The sequence below is a fragment of the Bacillus sp. FSL R5-0447 genome (assembly GCF_038606125.1).
In the GTDB taxonomy this organism is placed as follows: Bacteria; Bacillota; Bacilli; order Bacillales; family Bacillaceae; genus Bacillus; species Bacillus velezensis.
Map to the genome: position 1 here is coordinate 1477363 of NZ_CP152012.1, position 26921 is coordinate 1504283.

Sequence of the window (26921 nt, forward strand, 5' to 3'; positions counted from 1 at the left end):
TAAAGGGAGTGTCTGTCTATGCTGAAGCCGTTTGTGCCCCAGCTTGTTTATATTGAACCGAGAGCGCTCGAATACCCGTTAGGACAAGAGCTGAAGAATAAGTTTGAAAACATGGGGCTTGAGATCAGAGAAACGACATCGCATAATCAAGTCCGGAATATTCCGGGAAAAAATCATTTGCAGCAATACCGGAACGCGAAATCAACATTGGTAATCGGCGTCCGGAAAACACTGAAATTCGATTCTTCAAAGCCGTCCGCCGAATATGCCATTCCATTTGCGACGGGCTGTATGGGGCATTGCCACTATTGCTACCTGCAGACGACGATGGGGTCAAAGCCCTACATTCGGACATATGTCAATGTGGAAGAGATTCTGGATCAGGCTGATGAGTATATGAAAGAACGGGCGCCGGAATTTACAAGATTTGAAGCCTCTTGTACGTCTGATATCGTAGGAATCGATCATCTGACACATACATTAAAAAGAGCCATTGAACATTTCGGACAAAGCGAATTGGGACAGCTCAGATTCGTGACTAAATTTCACCACGTCGATCATTTGCTTGATGCAAAACATAACGGAAAGACTAGGTTCAGATTCAGCATCAATGCGGATTATGTCATTAAAAACTTTGAACCGGGAACTTCTCCGCTCGACAAACGGATAGAAGCCGCCGTCAAAGTCGCTAAAGCGGGCTATCCGCTCGGTTTCATCGTGGCGCCGATTTATATTCACGATGGCTGGGAGGAAGGCTATAAGGAACTGTTTGAGAAACTTGATGCGGCGCTTGATGAAGACGTTCGGCATGACATCACATTTGAACTGATCCAGCACCGTTTTACAAAACCGGCCAAGCGGGTGATTGAGAAGAACTATCCGAAAACAAAGCTTGAGCTTGATGAAGAAAAGCGCAGATACAAATGGGGACGCTACGGAATCGGCAAGTATATATACCAAAAAGACGAAGAGCATGCTTTAAGGGAAACACTGGAATCTTATATCGAAACCTATTTCCCGAAAGCGAAAATCGAATATTTTACGTAAGGCGGAGCTGTCGGTACGACGGCTCTTTTTTTGCTGCGCCAAATGGCGGAAATTTTTGATATTTATTTCAAGGTTTATTCATTTTCTTGGCCGAAAGACCGATATAACTCTCAGGAGGGGATGGTTATGTTTAAAAAAATGCACATCAAAATTGCTGTGTTTGTATCGGCAATGCTTATCGTAACGGTTGTTTTTTTAACGGTTTCTTCATATTTGACATTAAAGCCGATGATGACGGAGGAAGCAAAACGTACGACAGAGAATGTCACCAATTCACTCGGTCAGAACATTGAGCTTCAGCTGAAAAATGATGAGACCGTATTAATGAGATTAGCAGGCGGTGAATTGTCCCGGTCTTTTTTATCAGATGGGAACAAAGAAACCGCGCGGCTTTTTAATGATGAGTTAAAACAGATCGGACAGAATGACAAATATGTCGCGCTTGCGTATGTCGGAACCGCAAACAAACAAATGTTTACATATCCAAAGGCCGACTTTGCCAAAGACTATGATCCGACAAATAGAACGTGGTATAAGATGGCGGCCGAAAAACCCGATAAGGTTGTCTGGACTGACCCTTACAAAGATGCAGTAACGGGAGACATGATCGTGACGGCGTCAAAAGCCATTCAAAACAGCGGAACCGTCGTCGGAGTGGCGAGCTTAGATCTGAAGCTGTCCTCCATTCAGAGCATGGTCAACGAGCAAAAGGTACCGTATAAAGGATTTGCGTTTTTGGCGGATGAAAACGGCTCTCTTCTGGCGCATCCGGAAAAACAGGGAAAAAATATTTCGGAAGATCAGACGTTAAAAGACCTCACTGCGGATAAAGAAGGCATCAAAGAGCTGCAGGGGAACATGGTCGTCTACCAAACGGTAAAAGAAACGGGGTGGAAAGTCGGAACGCAGTTTGAAAAAGATCAGCTGATGGGAGTAGCCGATAAAATGAACACGGTGAGCATTTTTATGTCACTGATCGCCCTTGTGATTACGATCGGTCTCAGTTATTTCCTCGCAAAAACGATAACCGGGCCGATTCAGCAGCTGATTGCCAAAACAAATTCAGTCTCAGCGGGAGATTTAACCGTCCGCGCTCAGACGAAATCAAAAGATGAAGTAGGCGAGTTAACAAAAGACTTTAACCAAATGGTTGAAAATATGAAAGAGATGGTCGAACAGGTTAAGGCCTCCTCAGAAAATGTGTCTGATACATCTGACCAGCTAACCGTCATTTCACAAGAAACAAATGAAACGAGCGGACAAATCGCAAAAGCGATAGAGGAAGTCGCCGCCGGAGCGACAGAGCAAGCGTCAGAGGTTGAGACGATCAATGAAAAATCAGAAAATCTCTCGGTCAAAATAAAAGGAATCGCAGATCGCGCAGGCAGCATAAAACAACTCTCAAAATCTTCAGAGGATGCCAGCTACAAAGGATTGGACGCGCTCGGGCAGCTGCTGATGAAGTCAAACGAAGCCAATTCAGAAACGAAAAAAGTAGAGGCAATGCTGAATGACCTGGAAGAACAAACGAAAAACATAGAAGAAGTCGTGACGGCAATATCCGCCATTTCAGACCAGACGAACCTCTTGGCGCTGAATGCGAGCATTGAAGCCGCAAGAGCGGGAGAAAGCGGCCGGGGCTTTGCCGTCGTCGCGGAAGAAGTCCGCAAGCTTGCTGAACAATCAGCTCTTTCTTCCGGCCATATCAGTGAGACGGTCCGTCTGATTCAATCAGAGACAAAAGAAGCGTCACACGCGATGATTGAGGCAAGCAGAATGAATGATGAACAAAACAGCGCCATTCATGAAACGGGTGAGGTCCTCAATCTGATTACGACGGAAATGCAGTCTCTCGTTCAAGGTATAGATCATATTTACAATGACATTCAAAAAATGAGTGAAGAACAAGCCGCGATTCAAGAAGCGATTCAAAGCATCTCCGCCATTTCTCAAGAATCTGCGGCAGCGGCGGAAGAAGTGAATGCTTCTACTGATGAACAGCTCGTTACGCTTGAAAAAGTAAAGCAATCGACTGATATGTTAAAGAGCGCGAGCGAAGATCTGATCAGCGCCATTTCTAAATTCACCTTGTAACGCGGACTCTATCAGCCTATAATATGGTAATATAGACATGAAAGAGTGATATATGTATCGCATCAGGGGAGGGAAGCGCAGTGAACAAAACGGTCGGATTTATCGGTTTGGGCGTCATGGGAAACAGTATGGCATCGCACATTTTAGAAGCGGGCTATCCTGTTTTAGTCTACACGCGGACGAAACAAAAAGCGGAAGAGATTCTGAATAAGGGAGCGGTCTGGCAGGAGACGGTCAAAGACCTTTCAGAGAAAGCTGACATTATTATTACTATGGTCGGCTATCCGAGTGATGTCGAGGACATCTATCTCGGCGAAAACGGCATTCTCCGGCACGCAAAAGAAGGGGCGTTTGTCATTGATATGACGACATCAAAACCGTCTCTGGCGAAAAAGATTGCGGAGCAGGCCAAAGAAAAATCCATTCACGCTCTGGATGCACCCGTTTCCGGCGGAGACATCGGCGCGCGGAACGGAACGCTTGCCATTATGGCCGGAGGAGAAAAAGAAGCGTTTGAAGCATGCCTGCCGCTTTTCTCCGTTATGGGGGAAAACATTCAGTATCAAGGTCCGGCCGGCAGCGGCCAGCATACGAAAATGTGCAATCAGATCGCGATTGCAGCGGGAATGGTCGGAGTGGCTGAAGCGATGGCTTACGCTGAAAAATCCGGTCTGAACCCGGAACAAGTGCTGAAAAGCATTACAACCGGAGCGGCTGGCAGCTGGTCATTGTCAAATCTTGCTCCCCGTATGCTGAAAGGTGATTTTGCGCCCGGATTCTACGTGAAACACTTTATTAAAGACATGGGAATCGCCCTTGAAGAAGCGGAGCTCATGGGAGAAGAGATGCCCGGATTGGCGCTCGCCAAATCATTATACGACAAGCTTTCCGCGCAAGGTGAAGAAAACAGCGGAACTCAAAGCATTTATAAGCTTTGGGTGAAATAAAAAAGATTGCCCGCAGGGGCAATCTTTTTTATTATTTATTTTCCGATAAATTGCTGTGTCCAGATGTTTCCTGATTCTACGTAACCGACACCGATTTGAGTGAACTCAGGATTCATGATGTTCTTTCTGTGGCCTTCACTGTTCATCCAAGCTTTGACAACGGCTTCAGGAGTCGGCTGGCCTTTGGCGATATTTTCACCGGCGGTTTTATAAGTGATTCCGAAAGATTTCATCATATCGAAAGGTGAGCCGTAAGTCGGGCTTTGGTGATCGAAATAGTTTTTGTCTTTCATATCTTGTGATTTTGCGTGAGCTGATTTGCTTAGTTTATCATCAATCTGCAGAGGTTTTAAGCCTTGCTTTTGTCTCTCTGCATTTGTCAATTCAACGACTTTCTTTTCGTACGCACTGACAGATGAAGGAGTTTTCTCGCTGCTGTTGTTTGTGTTATCTGTCTGCTTTGCATTGTCAGCAGCCTGGTTTTGCTGGTTTTGATCGGCTTTCGGTTTTTCAGCAGCTGCCGGAGCCGTTTTTGCCGGTGTTTCTTTTTGAACGTCTTTAACTGTCATATCAGAATGCTTTGCGTGTTTTTGCAGCTGCTGTTTCAGTTCTTTCTCATTTTTAACGTTCAGCTTTTTCACGCTCGTTTTCATATGTAGTTTTTCAACAGCCTCTTGAAGAGTCAGATGCTGTACGGTGTTTCCTTTTTTTACGGTAACGACGTGCTGGCATGACAGCTCTTTGGCAGATGCCTGCTGAATGCCTCCGAATGTAATTAAACTGACTGCCGCGGCGGCAGATAAGAGAAATGCTTTTTTCATAAGTTTATAGCCTCCCAGAGAAGTTGTTTTTTTCTACATGAAAAATCTTATCACAGCTTTTTTGTCATAATGCAGGCAGCCATTTCCTTTGACAACAAACGTTTGTCATAATTGTAATTGAGCACAGAAAAATGGCTTTATATCAGGAAAAACGATCTGTATTTATTTTTTAAAATCCGTTACATCTCTTCAAATTATTTGAAGTGTTAGATATATTTTAAGATAATTTGATCTTGACAGTTTTTTTTACCCGTTTTTGCTGTAACAACTTTTACAAAAATGTTACAATTAAAATCTGTTTATGTAAATATATTCAATGATTTGAGAGGTGTAACAGAAAGTGGCTGAAGTCGCGCGCGAACCAAAGAAAAAAACGAAACGTTACAGAGCGCTGAGAATGAATCTCTATTTTTTGATTGTTTTTCTTCTCTTTACGGCACTGATTTTTAAACTCGGCATCGTCCAGATTGTCGAAGGGGATAAACACCGCCAGGATGCGGAGAAGGCAAATGCAAAAACCGCCTATTATCCGACACCGCGGGGAAAGATGTATGACAAGCGGAACAGAGTGGCGGTTGATAACCAGGCTGTGCCTGAAATTGTATATGTTTCTACCTCAAAAACCTCGGCTAAGGACAAATTGAAAACGGCAAAAAATCTCGCCGCACTGATTCATATTGATACTGAATTTATGAAGGATCGAAATATCATTGATTACTGGCTTGCCGCACATCCGAAGAAGGCGGAAAAGCTTATGAAGGATTCAGAAAACAGCCTGAAATCCCAAGAAGTATACAAACGCCAGATTGAACGCGTTCCGAAGCAGGAGATTGACGCGATCAAAAAAAATAAAAAAGAGCTGGAAATCGCGGCGATTTATACGCGTTTTTCAAGCGGCAACGCCTATCAGCCGCAAGTCGTCAAATCAATGGACCCGAATAAGCTGAACGGAAACGGAAACAGCGGTTCACTGCTTGACGAGCATGAAAACAACAAGCAAAAACCGAAAAGCGACCTGACATATGAAGAAGTTTCCGTCGTATCCGAGCACCTGAAAGAGCTCCCCGGCATTGACGTGATCAATGACTGGACGCGGAAATATCCATACGACAAAACGCTGTACTCTCTGTTCGGCGGTGTGACGACACCGGAACAGGGATTGTTGGGCGAACGGAAAGATTATTATGTCACAAGAGGCTACTCACTGAATGACCGGGTGGGAAAAAGCTACATTGAATATCAGTATGAAGACTATTTAAACGCACATAAAGAAAAAGTAGAGTATGTGGAAAACAGCAAAGGTGAAGTCGTCAGCCAAAAGCCCGTCGATGAAGGCAGCAGAGGCTACGATCTGCAGCTCTCGCTCGATATGGAATTACAGTCGAAAGTCGAAAAAGTCATTGAAAAAGAGCTGAGAAGAAGCCGCGCTGCAGGCAACTATATGGTTGACAGAGGATTTGCCGTCATGATGGACCCGAACAACGGGGATATTCTCTCAATGGCGGGGAAACGCATCGATCTCGAAACAAATAAAACACAGGATTTTGCGATCGGAGCATTTACGACCCAATATGAGATGGGCTCTTCTGTTAAAGGAGCGACTGTTCTCGCGGGTTACCAAAGCGGCCTCCCGCATTATAAAACGTTTGTCGATGCACCGCTTGTATTTAAAGGCGACACGAAAAAACAATCGTGGACACAAATGGGAGCCATTACTGAGCTGACTGCGCTGCAAAGAAGTTCAAACGTGTATATGTTTCATGTGGCCATGCATATCGCCGGCATTACTTACGTCCCGCACGGTACGCTGCCTGCCGGATTAGACGATATTAAAAAAATGCGCAACTACTACGCCCAATTCGGTTTGGGTGTGAAGACCGGGATTGATCTTCCGCAGGAATCAGCGGGCATGCAGTCAAATCCGCAAATGGTCGGGGGATTGCTGCTTGACTTTGCGATCGGACAGTTTGATACGTATACGCCGCTTCAAATGGCTCAATATATTTCAGCCATCGCAAACGGCGGGTATCGCGTCCAGCCGCGGATCGTCACAAGCATTCATGAACCGGACAGCAAAAACAAGATTGGAAAAGCGATTGAACAGCGAGATATTAAAATTTTGAACAAAGTAAATAACAGTCCGAGCGATTTTGATCAGGTTCATAAAGGAATGAAATTGGTCACAAGCTCACCTCAAGGAACGGCTTATTCAACATTCCAAGGTTCCGGCGCTGATGTTTCCGGAAAAACGGGAACCGCGGAGACGCACTATTACGGCACGAACAAAAACTGGTGGGGGAAGTACACGTATAACCTGACCTTTGTTGGCTATTATCCGTCAGAACATCCAAGAGTGGCATTCAGCGTCGTCGTTCCGTCTGTTCGAAATGATAAAGATCATGTAAGCAAAAACATTGCCAAGGGAGCAATTGACGCTTACAAAGAACTTGAAAAGAAATACAATAAAAAATAACAAATGAAAGGGCGGCCGAACATTTCGTGCGCCCTTTCTTTCATTCAGGAAAATTGACGTTCACAATAAGAATAGAAGGAGAATGCTCATTTTTTAGCGAATCAATCTAGTGGAATTTCTTTTTATATCAGTCCGTGTCCAGCCTGCAGTGCGAGTATAATGCAAAGGAGGGATTCTGTGGAACAGGATACTCAGCATGTCAAACAGTTTCAATCGAAAACCGATCTTCATGCCGTTTTGACGTCTAACGGGCGTATTATGTATATTTCTGCAAACTGCAAGTCGTACTTCAGTTATTCTCAGGAAGAGATGATCGGGTCATTTCTCAAAACGTTCCTGCATGAAGAAGATCAATTTTTGGTTGAAAGTTACTTCTATAATGAGCATCATTTGATGCCTTGCACCTTTCGTCTTATTAAAAAAGATCATACCATCGTATGGCTTGAAGCGGGTGTGGAAATTGTCACACCGCAAATGGAGGGGACGGATCGGGAAATCATCCTCAAAATCAAGGTGCTTGAGGAGAAGACGCCCCGCCGGCCTTATATGTATGAACAAAAGAAGCAAAAGGCAGAACAACAGTCGGAAGATGCGGCTGGAAACGGCGAATTCGAGCGTCTTGTCGAAATGCTGCCGAATCCTTTATATGTCAGCATCAACGGCACAATCGCCTACGCCAACAACGCGATGCTTGCCATGCTGGGAGCCGAAAGCAAAGACGAGGTAATCGGCAGGCGCTCTTATGAGTTTATTGAAGAAGAGTATCACGACATTGTGAAAAACCGAATTGTGCGGATGCAAAAAGGAATGGAAGTCGGAATGATCGAACAGACGTGGAGAAGGCTCGACGGCACGCCCGTTCATTTAGAAGTAAAGGCGGCACCGACGACATATAAAAATCAGCGGGCGGAATTGCTGCTTCTGATTGATATTTCTTCACGGAAAAAATTCCAAACGATTCTGCAAAAAAGCAGAGAGCGTTATCAGCTCCTCATTCAGAATTCAATTGATACGATCGCCGTGATTCACAATGATAAATGGGTATTCATGAATGAGTCGGGCATTTCGCTGTTTGAGGCTGAAACCTATGAAGATTTAATCGGGAAAAACGTCTATGATCAGCTTCATCCCTGCGATCATGACGGCGTGAAACAGCGGATCCAAAATATTATCAACCGAAAGACCGAGTCAGAAATCATTAAGCAGTCGTGGTTTACCTTTAAAAACCGGCTGATCTACACGGAAATGGTCTGCATTCCGACGACGTTTTTCGGAGAAACGGCCGTGCAGGTCATTCTGCGTGACATTTCTGAGCGGAAGCAGACGGAGGAATTAATGCTGAAATCAGAAAAGCTGTCTATTGCAGGGCAGCTGGCGGCGGGAATCGCTCACGAAATCCGCAATCCGCTGACGGCGATCAAAGGATTTTTACAGCTCATGAAGCCGACGATGGAGGAAAACGAACATTACTTTGAAATTGTGTTTTCTGAATTGAGCAGAATTGAATTAATTTTAAGTGAGCTTTTAATGCTTGCCAAACCTCAGCAAAACGCCGTGAAAGAGCGTGTAAACTTAAAGAAAATTATAAGTGAAGTGACCGCTCTTTTAGAGACGCAGGCAAATCTTAAAGGGATTTTTATCAAAACGGATTACGAAAATGACAGCATGTATATTAACGGTGATCAAAATCAGCTGAAACAGGTGTTTATCAATCTGATTAAAAATGCCGTTGAGTCGATGCCGGATGGGGGAACGGTTCACATCATCATGACAGAAGATGAGTATTCCGTTAATGTGACGGTGAAAGACGAGGGTGACGGGATACCGGAAAACGTGCTGAAACGAATAGGCGAACCGTTTTTGACAACGAAAGAAAAAGGAACCGGCCTGGGGCTGATGGTCACATTCAACCTTATTAAAAACCACCAGGGAGCTATCCAAGTAGACAGCAAACCGGATAGAGGCACGGCCTTTCATATTACATTCCCGAAACAATAAAAAACAACGGCGTTATGCCGTTGTTTAAATAGTCTGCATGGATTCTCTCGTTTTTAAAATAAATGCTTCCAGCCGGTCCAAGCCTTCTCTCAATGTATCCAGTGAATATGCGAATGACAGCCTCACATACCCTTCACCCAACTTTGAAAACGAGCTGCCGGGCACAAGAGCCACACCTGCATCCTCTAAAAGAGCCATACTAAAATCAAACGATGACATTCCGAATGACTTAATGGAAGGGAAGATATAAAATGCGCCTGACGGCTTTACGACGTCAAGCCCCATTGAAACAAGACGGTCATATACATAGTCAAGCCGCTTTTTATACTGTTCTCTCATAATAAGCGCATCATCAACACCGTTTGTCACCGCTTCAAGAGCCGCTTTCTGAGAGATTGAAGACGCGCATGTCACACTGTATTGGTGAACTTTTAAGATGTGCTTGGCAATTTCTTTCGGTGCGAAAATGAAACCGATTCTCCAGCCCGTCATGCTGTGTGATTTTGACAGGCCGTTGATGACGATCGTCTGGTCTCTCAAATAAGACGCGATCGAATAATGCGGTCTGTCATAGGTTAATTCGCTGTAAATCTCATCAGACAGGACAAAAACATTTCTGCCCTTCAGGACGGCTGCGATGTTTTGCAGCTCTTCCTCAGACAATGTCACTCCGGTCGGATTTGACGGATAAGGAAGAATGACGCATTTTGTTTTTGGTGTCAGCGATTCTTCAATGAGCCGCGCCGTCAGCTTAAATCCGTGTGTCGTCGTATCCACATGGACCGGAACGGCGCCCGACATGCGGATGATCGGTTCGTAGCCCGGATATATCGGTCCGGGGAGAATAACTTCATCGCCCGGAGATAAAATCGTCCGCAAAGACGCGTCAATCGCTTGGCTTGCCCCGGTTGTGACGATGATTTCAGTTTCAGCTTCATAATTCAAATCAGCTTTTTTCTTCATATAAAGCTGTACGGCCTGTCTCAGCTCAAGGCCGCCCGCATTCGGAGTATATGCCGTTGCGTTATCGTCGATTGCCTTTTTGGCAGCCGCTTTGACATGGTGCGGCGTGAAGAAATCCGGCTGACCGATCGTAAGCGAAATGACATTGTCGTGCTGAGCTACAAGATTTGAGAATTTGCGAATTCCTGAAATTTCAATTTCTTTTACATTCGGATTAAGCAAATGTTCCATAATTCATCACCTTATACTATATATTGAGTTTCTCCTATTTTACCACTAGCTGAGCATTTGTCATCTTTTTATTGAACTATCCCGAGTATATGTCCGATATGTGAAAACATACCTTCTTTCAGAAAAAAATAAGACAACCAGCTGAAATGATTGTCTTCATTGTATCATGATCTATCTATTGTGATATGTGGCGAATGTCATTAATACCCGTATTCAAAGCTGACGTCTTCCCGCCATAAGATGTATGGAGCGGGCTTGTCGGGACGCTCTTTCGTCTCTTTTTTCATTTGCAGGTAAGCCGTTTTGCTGATATCTTCTAACACCGTCATTTGATCTTGGTCGAATATGACTACTGTACCCATTTATTACACCCTTCTTCCTGAAAAATCCTTGACTATTTTACCACTCGATGTCAAAAAGTCAATGGGATATCAGAAAAAAGCATTTTTTTATAAAGAGTTCATGGCCAGTTGGACCGAATACATTCACTTTTTCCGTTTCCAGCCGATATATACAGTACAATACTGAATGCGGATAGCGAGGGATTGAATTGTCTTTACAACAATACGATATTTTATTGGATTCAGGCACAAACGAATTAGAAATCGTCAAATTTGAAGTAGGCGTCAATACATTTGGCATAAATGTGATGAAAGTCCGGGAAATCATTCAGCCGGTAGATGTCACATCTGTGCCTCAGTCTCATAAAGACGTAGAAGGGATGATTAAGCTGAGAGGCGAAATTCTTCCCGTCATCAGTCTGTATACCTTTTTCGGCGTTGATGCCGAAGGAGCAAAAGACGATAAATATATCGTAACGGAATTCAACAAGCGGAAAATCGTCTTTCACGTCGGTTCCGTTTCACAAATCCACAGGGTGTCCTGGGAGGCGATTGAAAAGCCGACTTCCTTGAACCAGGGCATGGAGCGGCATTTAACGGGAATCATCAAACTGGAAGAGACGATGATCTTTCTGCCTGATTATGAAAAGATCATTTACGATATTGAATCGGCATCCGGAGTTGAGACTTATCATGTCCATCAGGAAGGATTTGATGAAAGACGGGCGGGTAAAAAACTGATCATCGTTGAAGATTCTCCGCTTCTGATGCGTCTTTTGACGGATGAGCTGACTGAGGCGGGGTACAGTGAAATCGTTACGTTTGAAAACGGAAAAGAAGCGTATGATTACGTCGTGGAACTGACGGATAACGGAGCAAACCTGTCAGACCATATTGACATGATCATCAGTGACATTGAGATGCCGAAAATGGACGGGCATCGTTTGACGAAGCTCCTTAAGGATAACCCGCAAAGCTCTGATGTGCCGATTATGATTTTCTCGTCCCTGATTACGGACGACCTGCGCCACCGGGGCGAAGTCGTCGGAGCGGATGAACAGATCAGCAAGCCTGAAATCAGCGAGCTCATTAAAAAAGTGGATACGTACGTGATTGAATAGAAAAAAGCCGATGCATGACGCATCGGCTTTTTTTGCGGCGGAATTAAAAATAACTCTCACCAAGTTTTTTAAATACGGGTTTATGATAAGCGGGCTGCTGCCTGTTGGCGGCAAGCGGTTTTTCCTTTAAGCCCACATATTTTTGCAATACGTTTTTCGCTTTTGTCAAAGACATTTGTGCTTTAGGATTGCGGTACGATTGATTTAACGTACCTAAATGCGGAAGATGCTGGAAGTCTTCTTTTGTTGGAGGCATGTGAAAATAGTAGTCTCCGATAGAGATAAGTACGTCTGACTGCTGTTGGCTAAACCTGGGATTATTTGAAAAGTGAAGCCCTATTTTTTTCCCTTTGCCTTCTTTCACAAGCTTTTGTAATGCCCGTTTTTTCAGCAGATAAAGGTATTTAGGGTTGGGGGCGGTTTTTGCATGGCGGTTCACAGTATAAACAGCTTTTGAAAGATTCTCGATGGTTGGCTGCAGCTCTTTCGAATAAGCGTGGTCGTCCATTATTTCTCTCCTTTGCATTGATCAAGTTCATATATAGATTATACTTTTTTAGCGTTGAAATGCAAATATTGATTATAAAAATACGCCTTTTTCTGATGAAAAGGGCGCATCTTTTTCCTTTATTAGACAGGTTTCGCATGTTTTTCAGAATCAGCCTTTAATGATTGCTGCACATCGATCTCTGCTGCCTCGGCGCTGTATTTCGGAAGAGCGATAAAATAGAACACAAATACCGCTAAAATCACGATTCCCATGCCGTAATAAAGGTAATCAATATTGGTAACGAATTTCGGAAACAACAGGGCGACCAGTCCGAGTGTAATCGATTGGGCAAACATCATAAAAGGATCCTGCCAGCCGCTGACCCGGCCCATTATTTTCGGATGAACGATTTTCGGCATCCAGCCGCCGATGGCGATATTGACAGGGCCGATGCACATGCCGAGGACGAAAGCCGCCGCATAATAAATCCACAGCTTATCCGTATAGCCGAGGACAAAAATGAGCAGTCCGGCTGCCAAAATAGGAATCGACATCAAATGATGCGGTTTGACTTTTTTTGCGATCATCGTTCCGATCACACTTCCTGCAAGCAGGCCGAAGCCGAGTGCGACGGTGAAGATGGAAGTATGTGATTCGTAATGATCAGGCGCAAGTCCGTATTTCATCGTAAACATCGGCAGTACGGCAAAGCCGCCGTTGACAAAACCAAAGATAAAAAAGCCGAAAATAAGGGAAGCAAGCAATTTGTTTTTAACAATATATACGATCCCTTCCTTAAAATCAGCGACCGAGTCTTTCAGAAACGAATCTCCCCATTTAAAAGGGCCGTTCGGCTGACGGGCTTCTTTCGGAATGCGGCACGCGCGGATCAGAAAGCCTGATACAATAAAGCTGACAAAATCAAGGATAATGGCTCCGTGAATACCGATCGTTTTATACATAAACGCGCCTATACCGACGCCGAATACCATGAAGATGCTGAACAGGATCTGGTTAAGTCCCGCCGCTTTCGCGTAATGCTCCTTAGGCAGAATAGCTTGTACAAGGCTGGCTTCCGCCGGGAAAAAGAACTTGGTCACGGCGCTTCTGATGAACAAAATACAGAACACGAGAGGGATGCTCCCGGTGTATAATGCGGCAAACAATACGATCGTCAGTCCGGCTCTGATCCAGTCACAATTCTCTGCGACTTTTTTTCTGTCAAGCCGGTCAGCTGCGACACCGACAATCAGAAATACGAAAACTGTCGGCAGTGAATACATCAGCTCAGCCAAAGTCGTGTATGCCGGCTGGTTTGAAAAATGGTCCAGCAAGTAAAAAGCGAAAGCCATATTACCTACAGTCGTTCCCATTTGAGAAGCGAGTGCTGCGAAAAAGAGACGGACAAAATTGCGATTTTTAAATATATCCATAAACACGCTCCTTACCCTAAAGGTCCCACTGTAATATATTATCATCAGCTCGTTCCATTAACAAATAAGATCTTTCTATCTTATAATAGTCACCCTTGTTCCATTAGGAACGGCAGCGGCAAGTTCAGTGACGTCCTGATTGTACATCCGGATGCATCCTTTTGATACCGCTTTGCCGATGGAGGAAGGATTATTTGTTCCGTGAATGCCGTAATGAATTTTAGAGAGGCTGAGCCAATAAGCGCCGAACGGGCCGCCGGGCTTAGGCTGGCGGTTCACGATGTAAAATTCTCCGGTCGGCGTGGTCGTCAATATTTTTCCGACTGCGATGGGGTACGTACGGATGAGCCTGCCAAGGCGGTATAACTCCAGTTTCTTCGCTCCGATATACACGATGATGGAGTAGGGAATGGTGGATGGGTCGGGAAGATTCGGTATGATAATATGCTGTCCCGCGTATATGACCGATTGGATTGAGGGATTTGCCTGAAGGAGAGCAGCAGTGCTTATTCTGAAGTCTTGCGCAATGCTTGAGATGGTTTCTCCTTGTTTCACTTGATATGTCAGCAGTTTCATCACCCTCCTTTTTGCTCTTTTCCATATACATATTACGGAGGGGGTGTCTGTGCATCAGGATAAAAGTCTTATTTTTGTACGGTTTTTAATGTGAACAGCGTGATTTCCGGTCTGGCTAAAAATCGATACGGCAGTCTTGTCGTACCGAGCCCGCGATTGACGTAAACGGCTGTGTCATGCAGCGTATACATGCCGTCGGTATACGTTTTTCCGTAAGGAGGCGTAATGAGAGGGCCGAAAAACGGGAGCTGGACCTGGCCGCCGTGAGTGTGTCCCGACAGCTGGAGGTTTACGGGATATCCGCCTATCTTGAGAGCGGCATCAGGCTCGTGGACGATTAAAATGGAAAACGCATCTTCGGAAAGGCGTGACAGGGTGCCTTCATAATCGGGTTTTCCGAGCATTACATCATCCAAAAACGCGAATTCAATCCGACTTCCGTCTGTCAGCTGCACCTGACGGTAGCCGTTTCGAAGCACTTGAAAATCAGCCGCTTCCATCAGAGCCTTGTACGTGTTCGTACCGTAGCCTCCGTGGTCATGGTTTCCGTAAACACAAAGTTTGCCGAAGGGAGCTTCAAGATTTTGCAGCACGGCGAGTGCATGCTGGTGATCATTAAATAAATGCGGCTTATCAATTAAATCTCCCGTAAAGATGAGCAGATCGGGTTTCAGCTGATTGATCTTTTCCGCTGCTTTATTCAAGTCACCGGATGTAAACACATCACTGAGATGCGTATCGCTGAATTGAACGATTTTAAAATTGTCAAAACCGCGGGGGATCAGGCGGCTGGTGATTGTATGCCGGGTGATCTCAATCATGCGCGGTTCAATATACCGGGCATAGCCGTAACCTCCGCAAGCCATTGCGAGAGCTGCACCCAAAATGCCGAATCCTCTTTTTAAAAATGTTCTTCTGGTCATTTTCTCCATATGTAAAACCAACCTTTGTCAGAGTTGTTCTATTATATCATCAGCTTGGCTGAAAAATCCCTTCTCAGCATGTAATGACGCGGAAAGACATCTATGATAAAATTATGAATGATTATTCATTCAATTTAAAGGGGTGGGTTTGTTATGGATAAGAAAGCGGTAATCATTACAGGCGGTTCAAGCGGCATGGGAAAAGCAATGGCGAAAAAACAGGCTGAATTAGGATGGCATGTCATGGTGACAGGGAGGAACCATGAAGCACTTGAGGAAACAAAAAAAGAAATTGAGACCTTTGAGGGGCAGGTCGCCTGTTTTCAAATGGATGTCCGTTCTGATTCCGCCGCTTCAGACATGATTACAGAAGCGAAAAAAGTCTTTGGCCGGCTCGATGCGCTGATTAACAATGCGGCCGGCAACTTTATTTGCCCGGCAGAGAAGCTGACGCCCAATGGATGGAAAGCTGTTATTGAGATTGTTTTAAACGGCACATTTTTCTGCAGCCAAGCAGCGGCAAGGCATTGGATCGAGCAGGAGCAGAAGGGCGTCATCTTAAATATGGCCGCTACATACGCATGGGGAGCGGGAGCGGGTGTCGTTCATTCCGCTGCAGCCAAAGCGGGGGTATTGTCACTGACAAGAACGCTGGCCGTTGAATGGGGGAGCAAATACGGCATCCGCACAAACGCGATAGCCCCAGGCCCGATTGAACGGACAGGGGGTGCGGAGAAGCTGTTTGAATCGGAAAAAGCGGTGTCCCGCACTATGAACAGTGTGCCGCTCGGCCGGCTGGGCACACCGGAAGAAATCGCCGCGTTGGCAGCGTTTTTGCTATCTGATGAAGCGTCCTACATAAACGGGGATTGTATCACAATGGACGGGGGGCAATGGCTGAATCCTTATCCGTTTTAATTTTTCATATATTGATTATTTTGCAAAACAAGCGAACGTTAAAGCCGCCGTTCGCTTGTTTTATTTTCTATTCAAAATTATGATATAATTTTGAAAGATTAAGGGGCGATTAATTGAAGAAATTATTAAAATGGTTCGTTGTACTATTTGTAAGCAGTTTCGTTATCATCTTTAATATTTGGTACTTTATTATTTGTGCTTTTACTCCGGAGTATTATCAAAATACCAATCTTACATCTGATGAAATAATCAGATTTGAAAAGCTATATCACATCGATTTTCCTGATGAAACGAAATTTATTAAAGCCAGGGAGTATTTGAGTGGGCTCGGAGGCGATACATCGGCTGTATTATATGTGTCTCTGCCAGCCAAGCTGGCGGAAACAATTTTATCTGATTATACGTATATGCCAATACATCATACTGATCATGCGGGTTCAATGTATGGAGTTGACGTTTCCGAGAGTGTTGGCGGGTTAACAACTCTTACATTTGGCACTTTAGATAAAAAAGGAACTTTCTTTCAGTTGGAACATGTGGATGATTGGATATATAACAGAACTGATTGGAGCCATTATTTTTGGACAGCTGCCGGTTATAATGCTCTTATATTTATCCTTTTATTTGTGATTGTGAAACAAATGAATAACGTCCTTAATTAACCGGTCTGAAGAGTGATCTTAAAAATGTCCCCCTTTTATACTAAGCTGCGGCCATACTGCCTCCTTTTCCCCTAATCTAAACATTTGTGGTGCTGATATAATTGTGTATAATCAGACAAAGATAGAGAAGCAGGTGATAACATGTTGGACCCACTTGATATACTGACGAATATTGATGATGTCATTCCGTATTACCAAGCGATTTTTAACGCTGAGGAACAAAGAGTCGTAGGCTACGAAGTGCTTGGGCGGATTTTGGCAGATGCGGAGATTGAGAGCCTCGGGCCGTTTTTCTTAGATTCCGGCATTCCGGAAGAATATAAGCTTGAGGTCGATGACAGAGTCATCAGGCAGGCGCTGGAGCGGTTTAAAGAAGCTGACCGTGATCTGTTGATTTTTATCAATCAGGATGCGAATGTATTGATGCTTGACCACGGCGAAAGCTTTCTTGAGCTTTTAAAAGAATACGAAGAGCAGGGCATTGAATTGAACCGTATTGTGCTTGAGATCACCGAGCACAATTTCGAAGGCGACATTGAACAGCTGTACCATATGCTTGCCTACTATCGTACATACGGCATTAAAATCGCGGTGGACAATATAGGTAAGGAGAGCAGCAACCTGGACAGAATCGCGCTCCTTTCACCGGACCTTCTGAAAATCGATTTGCAGGCGCTGAAGGTATCTCAGCCGTCACCATCATATGAGCATGTGCTGTACAGCATTTCATTGCTGGCGAGAAAAATCGGAGCCGCGCTGCTGTATGAAGATATAGAAGCTGATTTCCAGCTCCAGTACGCATGGAGAAACGGAGGCCGATTTTTTCAAGGCTATTATCTGCAGGCGCCGAGCGGCGATTTTATAGACCGGAGCCTGTTAAAAGCACGCTTGAAAACGGAGTTTCAGCAATTTATCACGAGAGAAAAAAAGAAGCTGGAAACGGTATATGAACACTCTGAGAATTTTTATAAGCGGGTCAATCAGGCAGTTTCCGAGCTGAAGAAAACCCATCAGGCCGACGATGAGTTTATTAAAAAACTGGCGGAAAACCTGACCGACTGCTGCTTCAGAATTTATATGTGTGATGAAGAAGGCTATCAGCTGACGGGAAATGTGTTCAAGCAGTCCGGCGAATGGCTTTATCAGCCTGAATACATGGAGAAAAACTGGAGCTGGCGTCCGTACTTTTTAGAAAACATCATGAAGATGCGGAATTCAAGAAAAGGTTTTTTCAGTGACCTGTACAGTGATATTGAAACAGGTGAGATGATCAGAACCTTTTCATACCCGATGGATGACAATATGTATTTATTTATCGATCTGCCTTACTCTTATTTATATGAACAGGACGGGTTACTTTAAAGCGGCTGTGTATGCCGCTTTTTTTGTTCATTCGAAAAAAGTTTTAAAAAACGATTGACAATGATACTGATAATCATTATCATTTAGTTATAGAGAGAAGTTACTCTCTGTTCCCCAACCCCTCTATCAGATCAAGATCCGAAAAAAACTTGGCGCTACCCCCGCCAAGTTTTTTTATGCCGTCTCGCATAAAAAGGCTTCTCCTTACATACATCTGATAATGGCGGCTCAAAAAGCGAAAAATTATTTTTGAAAGGTGTATGACATTCCGAAAAAAGCTTCAAACTATTCGAAAACACGGTTTTCCCGTTTATTTCTTTTTGAAAATCCAGCGGGAAAATGCCATCCCGGTCTACTTTATGGTATGATGCTCTGTAGAACTTGTATTATAATAAATACTTGTTGATTTGAAGTTGTTTTTTGAAAGGAGTCTTTTTTTAGAATGTCACAATTAATGGGTATCATCACGCGGCTGCAAAGTCTGCAAGAAACAGCGGAAGCGGCTAACGAGCCGATGCAGCGTTATTTTGAAGTTAACGGCGAAAAAATTTGCAGTGTTAAATATTTCGAAAAAAATCAAACGTTTGAACTGACGGTTTTCCAAAAAGGTGAAAAACCTAACACATATCCGTTTGATAACATTGACATGATTTCTATTGAAATTTTTGAGCTCCTTCAGTAATTTGATTTGATTTTTCAGGCTGACCAAGCTTCCGGTCTTCCGCAAGCGGAGCTTTATAAAATTATGCAAAGGAACGTGCTTGTTCGTTTGGTTGTAGACTCTGGAAAGAGGAGTGTCCGTACATGGCTGATTCTTTTCTGTTTTATAATCTTTCTGAGGCACAGATGACCTTTCAAGACGTGACGGAGCGGCTGAAACGCTTTGTCAATAAAGACCCCCGTTCAGCATACGTGCTGTCTGTAGGGACTGATTCACAAGTTTACCGCGACTTCACAAAGTTTATTACAGCTATACACTTGCACCGTACAGGCAAGGGAGCTTGGGGCTGTTTGAAAAATCATGATCTTGCAAGACCGATACATAGCCTTCGCGAAAAAATTTCGCTGGAAACCGCGTTCAGCCAGGAGATGGCTGCGCATATCCTCGACGGCCGTCTTATGGAACTGACAGATTTGCTCTTGCCTTTTACGGATGAAGGGGCGGATCTTTCATTTGAAGTGCATCTGGATATCGGTCAAAAAGGACTGACAAAAGAATTGATACAAGAAATGACCGGCCGCATTACCTCGATGGGCATTGAAGCGAAAATCAAGCCCGATTCCTGCACAGCATTCAGTTATGCCAATCGTTACACAAAATAATATTTCATACAGAATCCGCAAAATGTCGAATTATGCGGTTGACGATTTTTTTCTGTTTACTTATTCTAGCGGTAGAGCTGAAAGCAAATTTCACATTGCTTTCAGAGGTATTCAGTTAAAAATAGGGGGCCTGATTACGTATGAGTCTTATCAGTGAACGATTTACGGAAGAAGAACAGAAACTTCTGCTGAATATCCTGATCAATCAAGAATATGCCATTGAGCTTTTGACCAGCGAAATCAATGATATAGAAGCAGGGTCAAAAAGCGTTGATGGAACCACTTATAAAAAACTCGTAACGCTCTATGACCGTTTTCGGAACGAAAATTAATCAGCGGCCTATAAATTGATACTCGATTGCAAAGAGTATCTTTTTTATTGACGGAAACTTTTCGACAAAAAATGATAATGTTTATATTATTGCAATATAGGGAATACATGCTTTGATGAAAAATGTAAAGGGGTCGAAGTGACATGATTAGCTTACAATCAGATCAGCTTCTTGATGCAACAGTCGGACAATTTATGATCGAGGCGGATAAAGTGGCGCACGTTCAAGTCGGAAACAACCTTGAACATGCTCTATTAGTGCTGACGAAAACCGGCTATACCGCCATTCCCGTCCTCGACGCTTCGTACCGTCTGCACGGTTTGATCGGGACAAATATGATTATGAACAGCATTTTCGGACTTGAACGGATCGAGTTTGAGAAGCTGGACCAAATTACGGTTGAGGAAGTCATGCTGAAAGACATTCCCCGTCTCCACATCAATGATCCGATTATCAAAGGGTTCAGCATGGTCATTAACAACGGCTTTGTCTGCGTTGAAAATGATAAAGGCGTCTTTGAAGGCATTTTCACGAGAAGAGTCGTGTTAAAACAGTTGAGCAGTCATATCAGATCATTGAATAAGTAGGCTCGCACGATCAGCCTATTTGTTCTTTTGCATGCCGGAAAAAGAAAACGCATACATATGAGTGGCGCTTGCCTCGGCAGCCTTTATTTTATTAGAATGGTAGATAAGAAATACGAAAGGCATTGAAAAGGAGGACGACATGCAGCTTCAAGAGCTTCATATGCTCGTAGTTTTAGCTGAGGAATTAAACATGAGGAAGGCTGCCGAACGGTTATTCGTGTCACAGCCGGCTCTGTCCCAGCGATTGCAGACCATTGAAAAAGCCTGGGGAACAAAGATCTTTCTAAGATCTCAAAAAGGACTTACGGTAACGCCGGCAGGAGAAAAAATCATACAATTTGCAAATGACGTCACGGATCGGCAAGAAAGAATCAGAGAAAACATTGATGAACTTGAGGGTGAGATTCACGGCACATTAAAGCTTGCCGTCGCCTCCATTATCGGGCAGCACTGGCTTCCGAAAGTGTTAAAAACATATGTGGAACGATATCCGAATGCAAAGGTCTCTCTCATTACAGGGTGGAGCAGCGAAATGCTGAAAAGTCTGTATGAAGATCAGGTACATATCGGCATTATCCGGGGAAATCCTGAATGGAAAGGCCGGAAAGATTATTTAATGACCGATCATTTATATTTGGTTGATACGGAAATTTCCTGTATTGATGATATAGCCCATACCGATCGGCCGTTTATCCAATTCAAAAGTGACAGTACATATTTTCAGGAAATTCAGCATTGGTGGCATCAAAAATTCAAAACCTCGCCGAAACAGACCATCCTTGTCGATCAGATTGAAACGTGCAAGCAGATGGCGCTGCACGGGATCGGTTATGCCATTCTGCCGTCAGTCACCTTGGAAGAGGAAGATAAAGTAAATAAAATGCCCCTGCTTGATACAAAGGACCATCCGATCGGCCGTGACACATGGCTGCTCGGTTATGAGCCGGCATTTGAATTAAAACAGGTGCAGGCTTTTGTTTCTGTCATTAAAGATATGCTGAAGCAGGAACGCCCATTTTAGAAAGACAGCAATCATGCTGTCTTTTTTTATTTTTTATTGACAATGAAAATCATTATCATTTAAAGTGTTATATATGTTAATGAAAATCATTATCAATTAAGAGGTGGTCATATGCAGAAAGCATTAATGATATACGCAAGCATGTCGGGGAATACAGAGGATATTGCCGGCATTATAAAAGAAACACTGAGCGGGCATCAGATAGCAGTTGACTGTCTCGACATGGACGAAGCAGATGCGGATTCTCTCGAAGCGTATGATTATGTTTTTGTCGGCACGTACACATGGGGGGACGGTGATCTTCCTTACGAAGCGGAAGATTTTTACGAAGATATCCTGCACAGCCAGCTCAACGGACTGAAAACGGCCTGTTTCGGTTCAGGCGATCACGCCTACCCGAAGTTTTGCGAAGCGGTGACACTGTTTTGCGATGCGTTTGAACAGGCCGGAGCCAATTTATATCCGGAAACGCTGAAAATTGAGCTGGCGCCCGAGACGGCTGAAGATCAAGAATGCTGCAAAGAATTTGTCCGCGGTTTTCTTGCATGGGCCGCTCACCACGGAGACCGGTGCCATGTTTCATAAAGGCGCGACGGCTGTCATGGCATCAGTATCTTCGGGATTTTTTGTCGCAGTGAAAGGCGAAGGTATTTTTCATTTTTCCGCAGAAGAAGGCTGGAAAAGACTGTTCCGAGTGAAAAGCAGAATTCATGTGCTGACTTACATAGGACCTTACATATTCGCGGCTGGAGAAAAAGGCGCCGTCCTCAGATCAGCCGATCAGGGAAAGACTTGGACGGCCTCCCGGTTTCCGACCAGCGCCTCCGTATGGGCCGTTGCCGGGCGGAATGACGGGTTTGTCTGTGCGCACGGCACATACTGCCTCTACTTATCTGATGATTTCGGCGTCACTTGGCATGTGGCTAAGCCCTTTTCACAATTAAAGGAGCCGCCTGTCATCCGTTCGCTTTGTTTACACGGTCAGACGATTTATATCGGCACCCGGATTCATATGAATCATGGCGGCATTTGGGCGTATGATCTGACGGAAGAACGCATCCGGCGTATAAGCCGCGAAAGGCAGCGCATGACGGCTTCAATGATGATGTATCAGAATGACTGGCTCATTGCAGCAAAGGGCGCGGCAAAGGGAGAACGGGGCGAGGTTGCCGTCCGAAACGTACGGACGCAAGAGGAGTTTGCCATTACAGCCGGGACCGCCGTACGGGAAAAATCATTTCTCGACGTTTCTGAGGATAACGGGATTATTTATGTCACATCGTCACAGGACGAAAACGGATTTTCGCGTATTTATCAAGCTGATCTCGCCGCCGGTGAATTAAAGTGGTTTGATACGATCCGCGGTCACGGATGGCGGGTGGCCAACCGGGAAGAAAACTTTTTTTGCGCGGGCCTTTACGAAAGTAAGTTTGTCAGACCGTATGAGGCGGTTCGGCTCGCACATTAGTTTTTATGCATAAAGGAGAGACGAAGATGGGGAATGTATTGCTTGTTTACGCCACAATGTCAGGAAACACCGAGGCGATGGCGGATTTAATTGAAAAAGGGCTGATCGAAGCACAAGCATCCGTAGACAGATATGAAGCGATGGATCTTCATGCCGAACTTTTTAATGATTACGAGTATATTTTATTAGGCACATATACGTGGGGAGACGGGGATCTTCCTGATGAAATGCTCGATATTGCTGAAGATATGGAAAACCTGGAGTTTACGGGAAAAACATTTGCTTTGTTCGGTTCCGGAGATACGTCCTATGAGTTTTTTTGCGGGGCGGTTGACGAATTGGAAAAAGTAATCAAAACCCGCGGCGGGCGGGTGGTGCTGCCGTCGGTCAAAATTGAAAACAACCCTGAGGGCAGTGAGGAAGAAGAGCTCCGGGAATTCGGAAGACAGTTTGCCGCGCTGTGCAGCCAGCCGGCAGAATAAAGGCTTGTTCCTTTTTTTCTTGTCTTTGTATCCTTCCTTTGTTACAGTAATGAGGTAGAAAATCAGAGGAGGACAATACATATGAAAATGATGGATGCAAATGAAATTATTTCATTTATTCAAAATAGTACAAAATCAACGCCTGTAAAAGTGTATGTAAAAGGCGATCTTGAAGGAATCAGCTTTGGCGATTCCGCTAAAACATTCCTGAACGGCCAATCCGGCGTCGTTTTTGGCGAGTGGGCTGAAATTAAAAGCGCAATCGAAGAAAACAAAGACAAAATTGAGGATTACGTCATTGAAAATGACCGCCGCAACTCTGCGATCCCGATGCTTGATTTAAAAGATGTTAAAGCGAGAATCGAGCCCGGCGCTATTATCCGCGACCAAGTCGAAATCGGCGACAATGCCGTTATCATGATGGGTGCGTCTATTAATATCGGTTCAGTCATCGGCGAAGGTACGATGATTGATATGAACGTTGTTCTCGGCGGACGTGCGACTGTCGGCAAAAACTGCCACATCGGAGCGGGTTCTGTATTAGCGGGCGTTATTGAGCCGCCTAGCGCTAAGCCTGTAGTCGTGGAAGACGACGTTGTGATTGGCGCAAATGCGGTTGTGCTTGAAGGCGTAACAATCGGTAAAGGCGCGGTTGTCGCTGCCGGAGCCATCGTTGTAAATGACGTCGAGCCATATACCGTTGTAGCGGGAACACCTGCGAAAAAAATCAAAGATATTGATGAAAAAACAAAAGGCAAAACAGAAATCAAACAGGAATTACGCCAGCTGTAAGGAATGGTTTGATAGAATGGGCGTGGATGATAAAATCCACGCCTTATTCTTATCTCAAGGAGGAATACATATGGAAAAAGAGCGGCTCATTGCCATCCGAAGAGATCTGCACCGCATTCCGGAGATCGGCTTTCAGGAATATAAAACCCAACAGTACCTGCTGAATCTATTGAACCAATATCCGGAGGAAAGAATTGAAATCGAAACTTGGAGAACCGGCATCTTTGTCAAAGTCAACGGCACGGCTCCGGAAAAAATGCTCGCCTACAGAGCGGATATAGACGCTCTGTCGATTGAAGAGCAGACGGGGCTTCCGTTTGCATCTGAACACCCTGGTTTTATGCACGCATGCGGCCACGATATGCACATGACCATTGCGCTCGGCATTATTGATCATTTTGTCCATCATCCCGTCAAACATGATCTGCTCTTTTTATTCCAGCCGGCTGAAGAAGGACCGGGCGGAGCGGAACCGATGCTTGAAAGCGATGTGCTGAAAAAATGGACGCCGGATTTGATTACCGCTCTCCATATAGCACCTGAGCTTCCTGTAGGCACAATTTCCACCAAAAGCGGATTGCTGTTTGCCAATACGAGCGAACTCGTCATCGATCTTGAGGGGAAAGGCGGGCATGCGGCATATCCGCATACAGCAGACGACATGGTCGTCGCCGCGAGCACGCTTGTCACGCAGCTGCAAACGGTCATATCCAGAAATACGGATCCGCTTGACAGCGCTGTGATAACTGTCGGAACGATTACGGGGGGCACGGCGCAAAATATCATCGCAGAGCATGCTCATCTGGAGGGAACTATCCGGACGCTTTCCGAGGAATCAATGCGTATGGTGAAAAAGCGGATTGAAGAGCTTGTCAAAGGAATTGAAATCGGCTTCCGATGCAAAGGAAAAGTCACGTATCCGTCCGTTTATCATCAAGTTTATAATACAAGCGGCCTGACCGAAGAATTTATGCAATTTGTCAGCGATCATCAGCTTGCTGACGTGAGAACGGCGAAAGAAGCGATGACCGGAGAAGATTTCGGATATATGCTGAAAAAATATCCCGGCTTTATGTTCTGGCTGGGGGCCGATTCATCCCACGGGCTTCATCACGCCAAGCTGAACCCGGATGAAGATGCGATGGAAACCGCGGTAAATGTCATGGTCGGATATTTTTCGAAGTATGCCAATTAAATCCGAAAAGAAGAATAATCTAACAAAAATTGAGCATTCTACATAACGGAGGTGTTCAATATGACGAAAAAAATTGGAATTGAACAATCTTTATCGGATGTAGAACAGGCGTTAAAACAAAAGGGATATGACGTAGTGATGATGAAGACTCCTGAGGATGCGAAGAATTGTGACTGCTGTGTCGTAACCGGACTTGACAGCAATGTCCAAGGAATTGCCGATACGTCAACTCAGGCTCCCGTCATTACGGCTTCCGGAATGACCGCCGACGAAATCTGCAGCGAAGTGGAAAAAAAATTTCATTGAAAAGAAAAAACCGAAGCTTACGCTTCGGTTTTTCTATTCGGCGGAAGCGGCGTTTTTAAAACGGTCGAGCGCGATTTTCATTTCTCTCCGCAGTACGCGTTCAACCCGCCATTGCTCCATATTTTCTGTTTTGGCAATGATTCTGATCACCATTTCTGACGAGCTTAAATCCTGAACCCCGATGACGTCCGGCCCTTCCTTAATCTGCGGGAGCTCAGCGGCTGCTTTGTCACACGCGGTTTGCAGGATTTGAATGGTTTCATCAAGATTTTTTTCAAGCGGCACTTTAATATCGACAAGCGCCTGCATCGTTCCGCGGGAATGGTTGCTCACATTCGTAATGCCCCGGTTGGGAAGATAGTGAAGCGTGCCGTCAAAGCTCCGGATTTGCGTCGTACGGAGACCGACCTGCTCGACAATGCCGCTGTAGCCGGCAACCGTAATATAATCGCCGACGTCGATCTGTTTTTCCAAAAGGATAAAAAATCCGGTGACGATGTCACTGACAAGCCCCTGAGCCCCAAAGCCGACTGCGAGACCGACCACGCCGGCGCCGGCAATGAGAGCGCTCGGATTGTAGTGAAATAAATCCAAAATCATTACGATAAAAACGAAAATCAGGATGTATCCATATACATTAAGCGCGAGGCTTCGCAAAGTATAAGCGCGGCCTGTGGAGAGGTTGTTTTGTTGCTCGAATTTCTGAAACAGATGCTTGATCAGCTTTTTTCCTGCCGCCCGGAAAATAAAGTACGCTAAAATAATGAGAGCCAGCTTTATGATGAAAATCCCGGCAGATGTGAGAAGCCCGGCCCAATCAAAGTGTTTTAAATCAATCATAGTGATGTCTTCCTTTCAAGTCTTTTGCGGAAAAAGCTAAAAGTCATATACCCGTTTTTAAAATAAGATAAACCTTTTAATAGAAACCAGTTAATTCATTTATGATTTGTTCATATTGCCCGGTTTCAATATCATCATTTTTGTGAAGATATGAACTAAGGAATCGCCACACTCA

Annotated in this window: 28 protein-coding genes; 20 read left to right on the top strand and 8 right to left on the bottom strand. The window is 44.6% G+C overall.

The genetic code is table 11. From position 1 onward, the window contains the following. The first annotated feature begins 18 nt into the window (after window positions 1-18). The 3 genes from splB to NYE68_RS07780 all read left to right on the top strand — a co-directional run bounded on the left by splB (window position 19) and on the right by NYE68_RS07780 (window position 4088). Window positions 19-1047, top strand: coding sequence for a spore photoproduct lyase (gene splB, locus NYE68_RS07770; protein ID WP_003154644.1), 1029 nt, complete (start codon window positions 19-21; stop codon window positions 1045-1047). A 126-nt stretch (window positions 1048-1173) separates the two neighbouring features. Beyond that, window positions 1174-3141 carry a methyl-accepting chemotaxis protein gene (locus NYE68_RS07775; protein WP_060675363.1) on the top strand — a complete coding sequence of 656 codons (1968 nt, stop codon included), beginning with the start codon at window positions 1174-1176 and terminating at the stop codon, window positions 3139-3141. Window positions 3142-3221: 80 nt separating this feature from the next. After that, window positions 3222-4088: an NAD(P)-dependent oxidoreductase gene (locus tag NYE68_RS07780; RefSeq protein WP_025284653.1), complete on the top strand. Its 867-nt coding sequence runs from the start codon at window positions 3222-3224 to the stop codon at window positions 4086-4088. 35 nt (window positions 4089-4123) lie between these two features. On the opposite strand, the gene NYE68_RS07785 is transcribed toward NYE68_RS07780, so the two are convergent. Continuing rightward, window positions 4124-4909 carry a CAP domain-containing protein gene (locus NYE68_RS07785; protein WP_039251620.1) on the bottom strand — a complete coding sequence of 262 codons (786 nt, stop codon included), beginning with the start codon at window positions 4907-4909 and terminating at the stop codon, window positions 4124-4126. A gap of 340 nt (window positions 4910-5249) precedes the next feature. Here NYE68_RS07785 and NYE68_RS07790 point away from each other — a divergent pair, with 340 nt between their 5' ends. Both NYE68_RS07790 and NYE68_RS07795 read left to right on the top strand, forming a co-directional pair. Beyond that, entirely contained in the window at window positions 5250-7382 is a 2133-nt protein-coding gene (locus NYE68_RS07790) for a penicillin-binding protein 2 (protein ID WP_324675025.1), read from the top strand. Between the two features lie 177 nt (window positions 7383-7559). After that, window positions 7560-9380 (top strand): PAS domain-containing protein, encoded by a 1821-nt coding sequence (locus NYE68_RS07795; protein ID WP_094032395.1) that lies wholly within the window; start codon window positions 7560-7562, stop codon window positions 9378-9380. A gap of 24 nt (window positions 9381-9404) precedes the next feature. Here the strand turns inward: NYE68_RS07795 and NYE68_RS07800 are convergent, their stop codons facing one another. Both NYE68_RS07800 and NYE68_RS07805 read right to left on the bottom strand, forming a co-directional pair. Continuing rightward, window positions 9405-10574, bottom strand: coding sequence for an aminotransferase A (locus NYE68_RS07800; RefSeq protein WP_015417364.1), 1170 nt, complete (start codon window positions 10572-10574; stop codon window positions 9405-9407). 200 nt (window positions 10575-10774) lie between these two features. Then, a complete protein-coding gene (locus NYE68_RS07805) occupies window positions 10775-10936 on the bottom strand; it encodes a hypothetical protein (protein ID WP_324635915.1) in 162 nt (53 codons plus the stop codon). 188 nt (window positions 10937-11124) lie between these two features. Between NYE68_RS07805 and cheV the strand changes: the two genes are divergently transcribed. Further along, the gene (cheV, locus tag NYE68_RS07810) at window positions 11125-12036 is read left to right on the top strand and encodes a chemotaxis protein CheV (protein WP_039251615.1); all 912 of its coding nucleotides are present in this window, start codon (window positions 11125-11127) and stop codon (window positions 12034-12036) included. A 43-nt stretch (window positions 12037-12079) separates the two neighbouring features. On the opposite strand, the gene NYE68_RS07815 is transcribed toward cheV, so the two are convergent. The 4 genes from NYE68_RS07815 to NYE68_RS07830 form a co-directional block, all read right to left on the bottom strand. Then, complete coding sequence (locus NYE68_RS07815; protein ID WP_003154622.1) at window positions 12080-12544, bottom strand: YkyB family protein; 465 nt, start codon at window positions 12542-12544, stop codon at window positions 12080-12082. 122 nt (window positions 12545-12666) lie between these two features. Next, entirely contained in the window at window positions 12667-13959 is a 1293-nt protein-coding gene (locus NYE68_RS07820) for an MFS transporter (RefSeq protein WP_015239757.1), read from the bottom strand. 75 nt (window positions 13960-14034) lie between these two features. After that, window positions 14035-14529: a L,D-transpeptidase family protein gene (locus tag NYE68_RS07825; RefSeq protein ID WP_095284082.1), complete on the bottom strand. Its 495-nt coding sequence runs from the start codon at window positions 14527-14529 to the stop codon at window positions 14035-14037. A gap of 74 nt (window positions 14530-14603) precedes the next feature. Continuing rightward, complete coding sequence (locus NYE68_RS07830; RefSeq protein ID WP_324635914.1) at window positions 14604-15467, bottom strand: metallophosphoesterase; 864 nt, start codon at window positions 15465-15467, stop codon at window positions 14604-14606. Window positions 15468-15611: 144 nt separating this feature from the next. Here NYE68_RS07830 and fadH point away from each other — a divergent pair, with 144 nt between their 5' ends. The 14 genes from fadH to NYE68_RS07900 all read left to right on the top strand — a co-directional run bounded on the left by fadH (window position 15612) and on the right by NYE68_RS07900 (window position 25906). Further along, a complete protein-coding gene (gene fadH / locus NYE68_RS07835; protein ID WP_003154618.1) occupies window positions 15612-16376 on the top strand; it encodes a 2,4-dienoyl-CoA reductase in 765 nt (254 codons plus the stop codon). A gap of 113 nt (window positions 16377-16489) precedes the next feature. Beyond that, on the top strand, window positions 16490-17038 hold the full coding sequence (locus NYE68_RS07840; RefSeq protein WP_040238195.1) for a hypothetical protein: 549 nt from the start codon (window positions 16490-16492) through the stop codon (window positions 17036-17038). A gap of 141 nt (window positions 17039-17179) precedes the next feature. Continuing rightward, window positions 17180-18400, top strand: coding sequence for an EAL-associated domain-containing protein (locus NYE68_RS07845; protein ID WP_007409615.1), 1221 nt, complete (start codon window positions 17180-17182; stop codon window positions 18398-18400). 442 nt (window positions 18401-18842) lie between these two features. Continuing rightward, window positions 18843-19082, top strand: a complete 240-nt coding sequence (locus NYE68_RS07850) for a DUF1797 family protein (RefSeq protein WP_003154613.1) — start codon at window positions 18843-18845, stop codon at window positions 19080-19082. Between the two features lie 122 nt (window positions 19083-19204). Further along, entirely contained in the window at window positions 19205-19723 is a 519-nt protein-coding gene (locus tag NYE68_RS07855) for a ribonuclease H-like YkuK family protein (protein WP_007409617.1), read from the top strand. Between the two features lie 140 nt (window positions 19724-19863). Further along, window positions 19864-20055 (top strand): antirepressor AbbA, encoded by a 192-nt coding sequence (abbA, locus tag NYE68_RS07860; protein WP_003154609.1) that lies wholly within the window; start codon window positions 19864-19866, stop codon window positions 20053-20055. Window positions 20056-20198: 143 nt separating this feature from the next. Next, entirely contained in the window at window positions 20199-20642 is a 444-nt protein-coding gene (gene cbpB, locus NYE68_RS07865) for a cyclic-di-AMP-binding protein CbpB (protein WP_324635906.1), read from the top strand. A 139-nt stretch (window positions 20643-20781) separates the two neighbouring features. Next, the gene (gene ccpC / locus NYE68_RS07870; RefSeq protein WP_007611101.1) at window positions 20782-21663 is read left to right on the top strand and encodes a transcriptional regulator CcpC; all 882 of its coding nucleotides are present in this window, start codon (window positions 20782-20784) and stop codon (window positions 21661-21663) included. A gap of 111 nt (window positions 21664-21774) precedes the next feature. Beyond that, window positions 21775-22248: a flavodoxin gene (locus tag NYE68_RS07875; protein WP_012117440.1), complete on the top strand. Its 474-nt coding sequence runs from the start codon at window positions 21775-21777 to the stop codon at window positions 22246-22248. Further along, entirely contained in the window at window positions 22238-23131 is an 894-nt protein-coding gene (locus NYE68_RS07880; RefSeq protein WP_061890570.1) for a sialidase family protein, read from the top strand. Before NYE68_RS07875 ends, NYE68_RS07880 begins: the two co-directional genes overlap by 11 nt. A 26-nt stretch (window positions 23132-23157) precedes the next feature. Further along, entirely contained in the window at window positions 23158-23613 is a 456-nt protein-coding gene (locus NYE68_RS07885; RefSeq protein WP_033574618.1) for a flavodoxin, read from the top strand. An 81-nt stretch (window positions 23614-23694) separates the two neighbouring features. After that, window positions 23695-24405 carry a 2,3,4,5-tetrahydropyridine-2,6-dicarboxylate N-acetyltransferase gene (gene dapD / locus NYE68_RS07890; RefSeq protein ID WP_007409623.1) on the top strand — a complete coding sequence of 237 codons (711 nt, stop codon included), beginning with the start codon at window positions 23695-23697 and terminating at the stop codon, window positions 24403-24405. A gap of 70 nt (window positions 24406-24475) precedes the next feature. Then, window positions 24476-25600: an N-acetyldiaminopimelate deacetylase gene (locus NYE68_RS07895; RefSeq protein ID WP_012117444.1), complete on the top strand. Its 1125-nt coding sequence runs from the start codon at window positions 24476-24478 to the stop codon at window positions 25598-25600. 60 nt (window positions 25601-25660) lie between these two features. Next, on the top strand, window positions 25661-25906 hold the full coding sequence (locus tag NYE68_RS07900) for a YkuS family protein (RefSeq protein ID WP_003154596.1): 246 nt from the start codon (window positions 25661-25663) through the stop codon (window positions 25904-25906). A 33-nt stretch (window positions 25907-25939) separates the two neighbouring features. On the opposite strand, the gene NYE68_RS07905 is transcribed toward NYE68_RS07900, so the two are convergent. After that, entirely contained in the window at window positions 25940-26746 is an 807-nt protein-coding gene (locus tag NYE68_RS07905) for a mechanosensitive ion channel family protein (RefSeq protein ID WP_015417373.1), read from the bottom strand. Between the last annotated feature and the right edge of the window lie 175 nt (window positions 26747-26921).

Coding starts and splice junctions, on each gene's coding strand:
- splB (WP_003154644.1), top strand. CDS start 19: ATGCTGAAGCCGTTTGTGCCCCAGCTTGTTTATATTGAACCGAGAGCG.
- NYE68_RS07775 (WP_060675363.1), top strand. CDS start 1,174: ATGTTTAAAAAAATGCACATCAAAATTGCTGTGTTTGTATCGGCAATG.
- NYE68_RS07785 (WP_039251620.1), bottom strand. CDS start 4,909: ATGAAAAAAGCATTTCTCTTATCTGCCGCCGCGGCAGTCAGTTTAATT.
- NYE68_RS07800 (WP_015417364.1), bottom strand. CDS start 10,574: ATGGAACATTTGCTTAATCCGAATGTAAAAGAAATTGAAATTTCAGGA.
- NYE68_RS07805 (WP_324635915.1), bottom strand. CDS start 10,936: ATGGGTACAGTAGTCATATTCGACCAAGATCAAATGACGGTGTTAGAA.
- NYE68_RS07815 (WP_003154622.1), bottom strand. CDS start 12,544: ATGGACGACCACGCTTATTCGAAAGAGCTGCAGCCAACCATCGAGAAT.
- NYE68_RS07820 (WP_015239757.1), bottom strand. CDS start 13,959: ATGGATATATTTAAAAATCGCAATTTTGTCCGTCTCTTTTTCGCAGCA.
- NYE68_RS07830 (WP_324635914.1), bottom strand. CDS start 15,467: ATGGAGAAAATGACCAGAAGAACATTTTTAAAAAGAGGATTCGGCATT.
- fadH (WP_003154618.1), top strand. CDS start 15,612: ATGGATAAGAAAGCGGTAATCATTACAGGCGGTTCAAGCGGCATGGGA.
- NYE68_RS07845 (WP_007409615.1), top strand. CDS start 17,180: ATGTTGGACCCACTTGATATACTGACGAATATTGATGATGTCATTCCG.
- NYE68_RS07850 (WP_003154613.1), top strand. CDS start 18,843: ATGTCACAATTAATGGGTATCATCACGCGGCTGCAAAGTCTGCAAGAA.
- NYE68_RS07855 (WP_007409617.1), top strand. CDS start 19,205: ATGGCTGATTCTTTTCTGTTTTATAATCTTTCTGAGGCACAGATGACC.
- abbA (WP_003154609.1), top strand. CDS start 19,864: ATGAGTCTTATCAGTGAACGATTTACGGAAGAAGAACAGAAACTTCTG.
- cbpB (WP_324635906.1), top strand. CDS start 20,199: ATGATTAGCTTACAATCAGATCAGCTTCTTGATGCAACAGTCGGACAA.
- ccpC (WP_007611101.1), top strand. CDS start 20,782: ATGCAGCTTCAAGAGCTTCATATGCTCGTAGTTTTAGCTGAGGAATTA.
- NYE68_RS07875 (WP_012117440.1), top strand. CDS start 21,775: ATGCAGAAAGCATTAATGATATACGCAAGCATGTCGGGGAATACAGAG.
- NYE68_RS07880 (WP_061890570.1), top strand. CDS start 22,238: ATGTTTCATAAAGGCGCGACGGCTGTCATGGCATCAGTATCTTCGGGA.
- NYE68_RS07885 (WP_033574618.1), top strand. CDS start 23,158: ATGGGGAATGTATTGCTTGTTTACGCCACAATGTCAGGAAACACCGAG.
- dapD (WP_007409623.1), top strand. CDS start 23,695: ATGAAAATGATGGATGCAAATGAAATTATTTCATTTATTCAAAATAGT.
- NYE68_RS07895 (WP_012117444.1), top strand. CDS start 24,476: ATGGAAAAAGAGCGGCTCATTGCCATCCGAAGAGATCTGCACCGCATT.
- NYE68_RS07900 (WP_003154596.1), top strand. CDS start 25,661: ATGACGAAAAAAATTGGAATTGAACAATCTTTATCGGATGTAGAACAG.
- NYE68_RS07905 (WP_015417373.1), bottom strand. CDS start 26,746: ATGATTGATTTAAAACACTTTGATTGGGCCGGGCTTCTCACATCTGCC.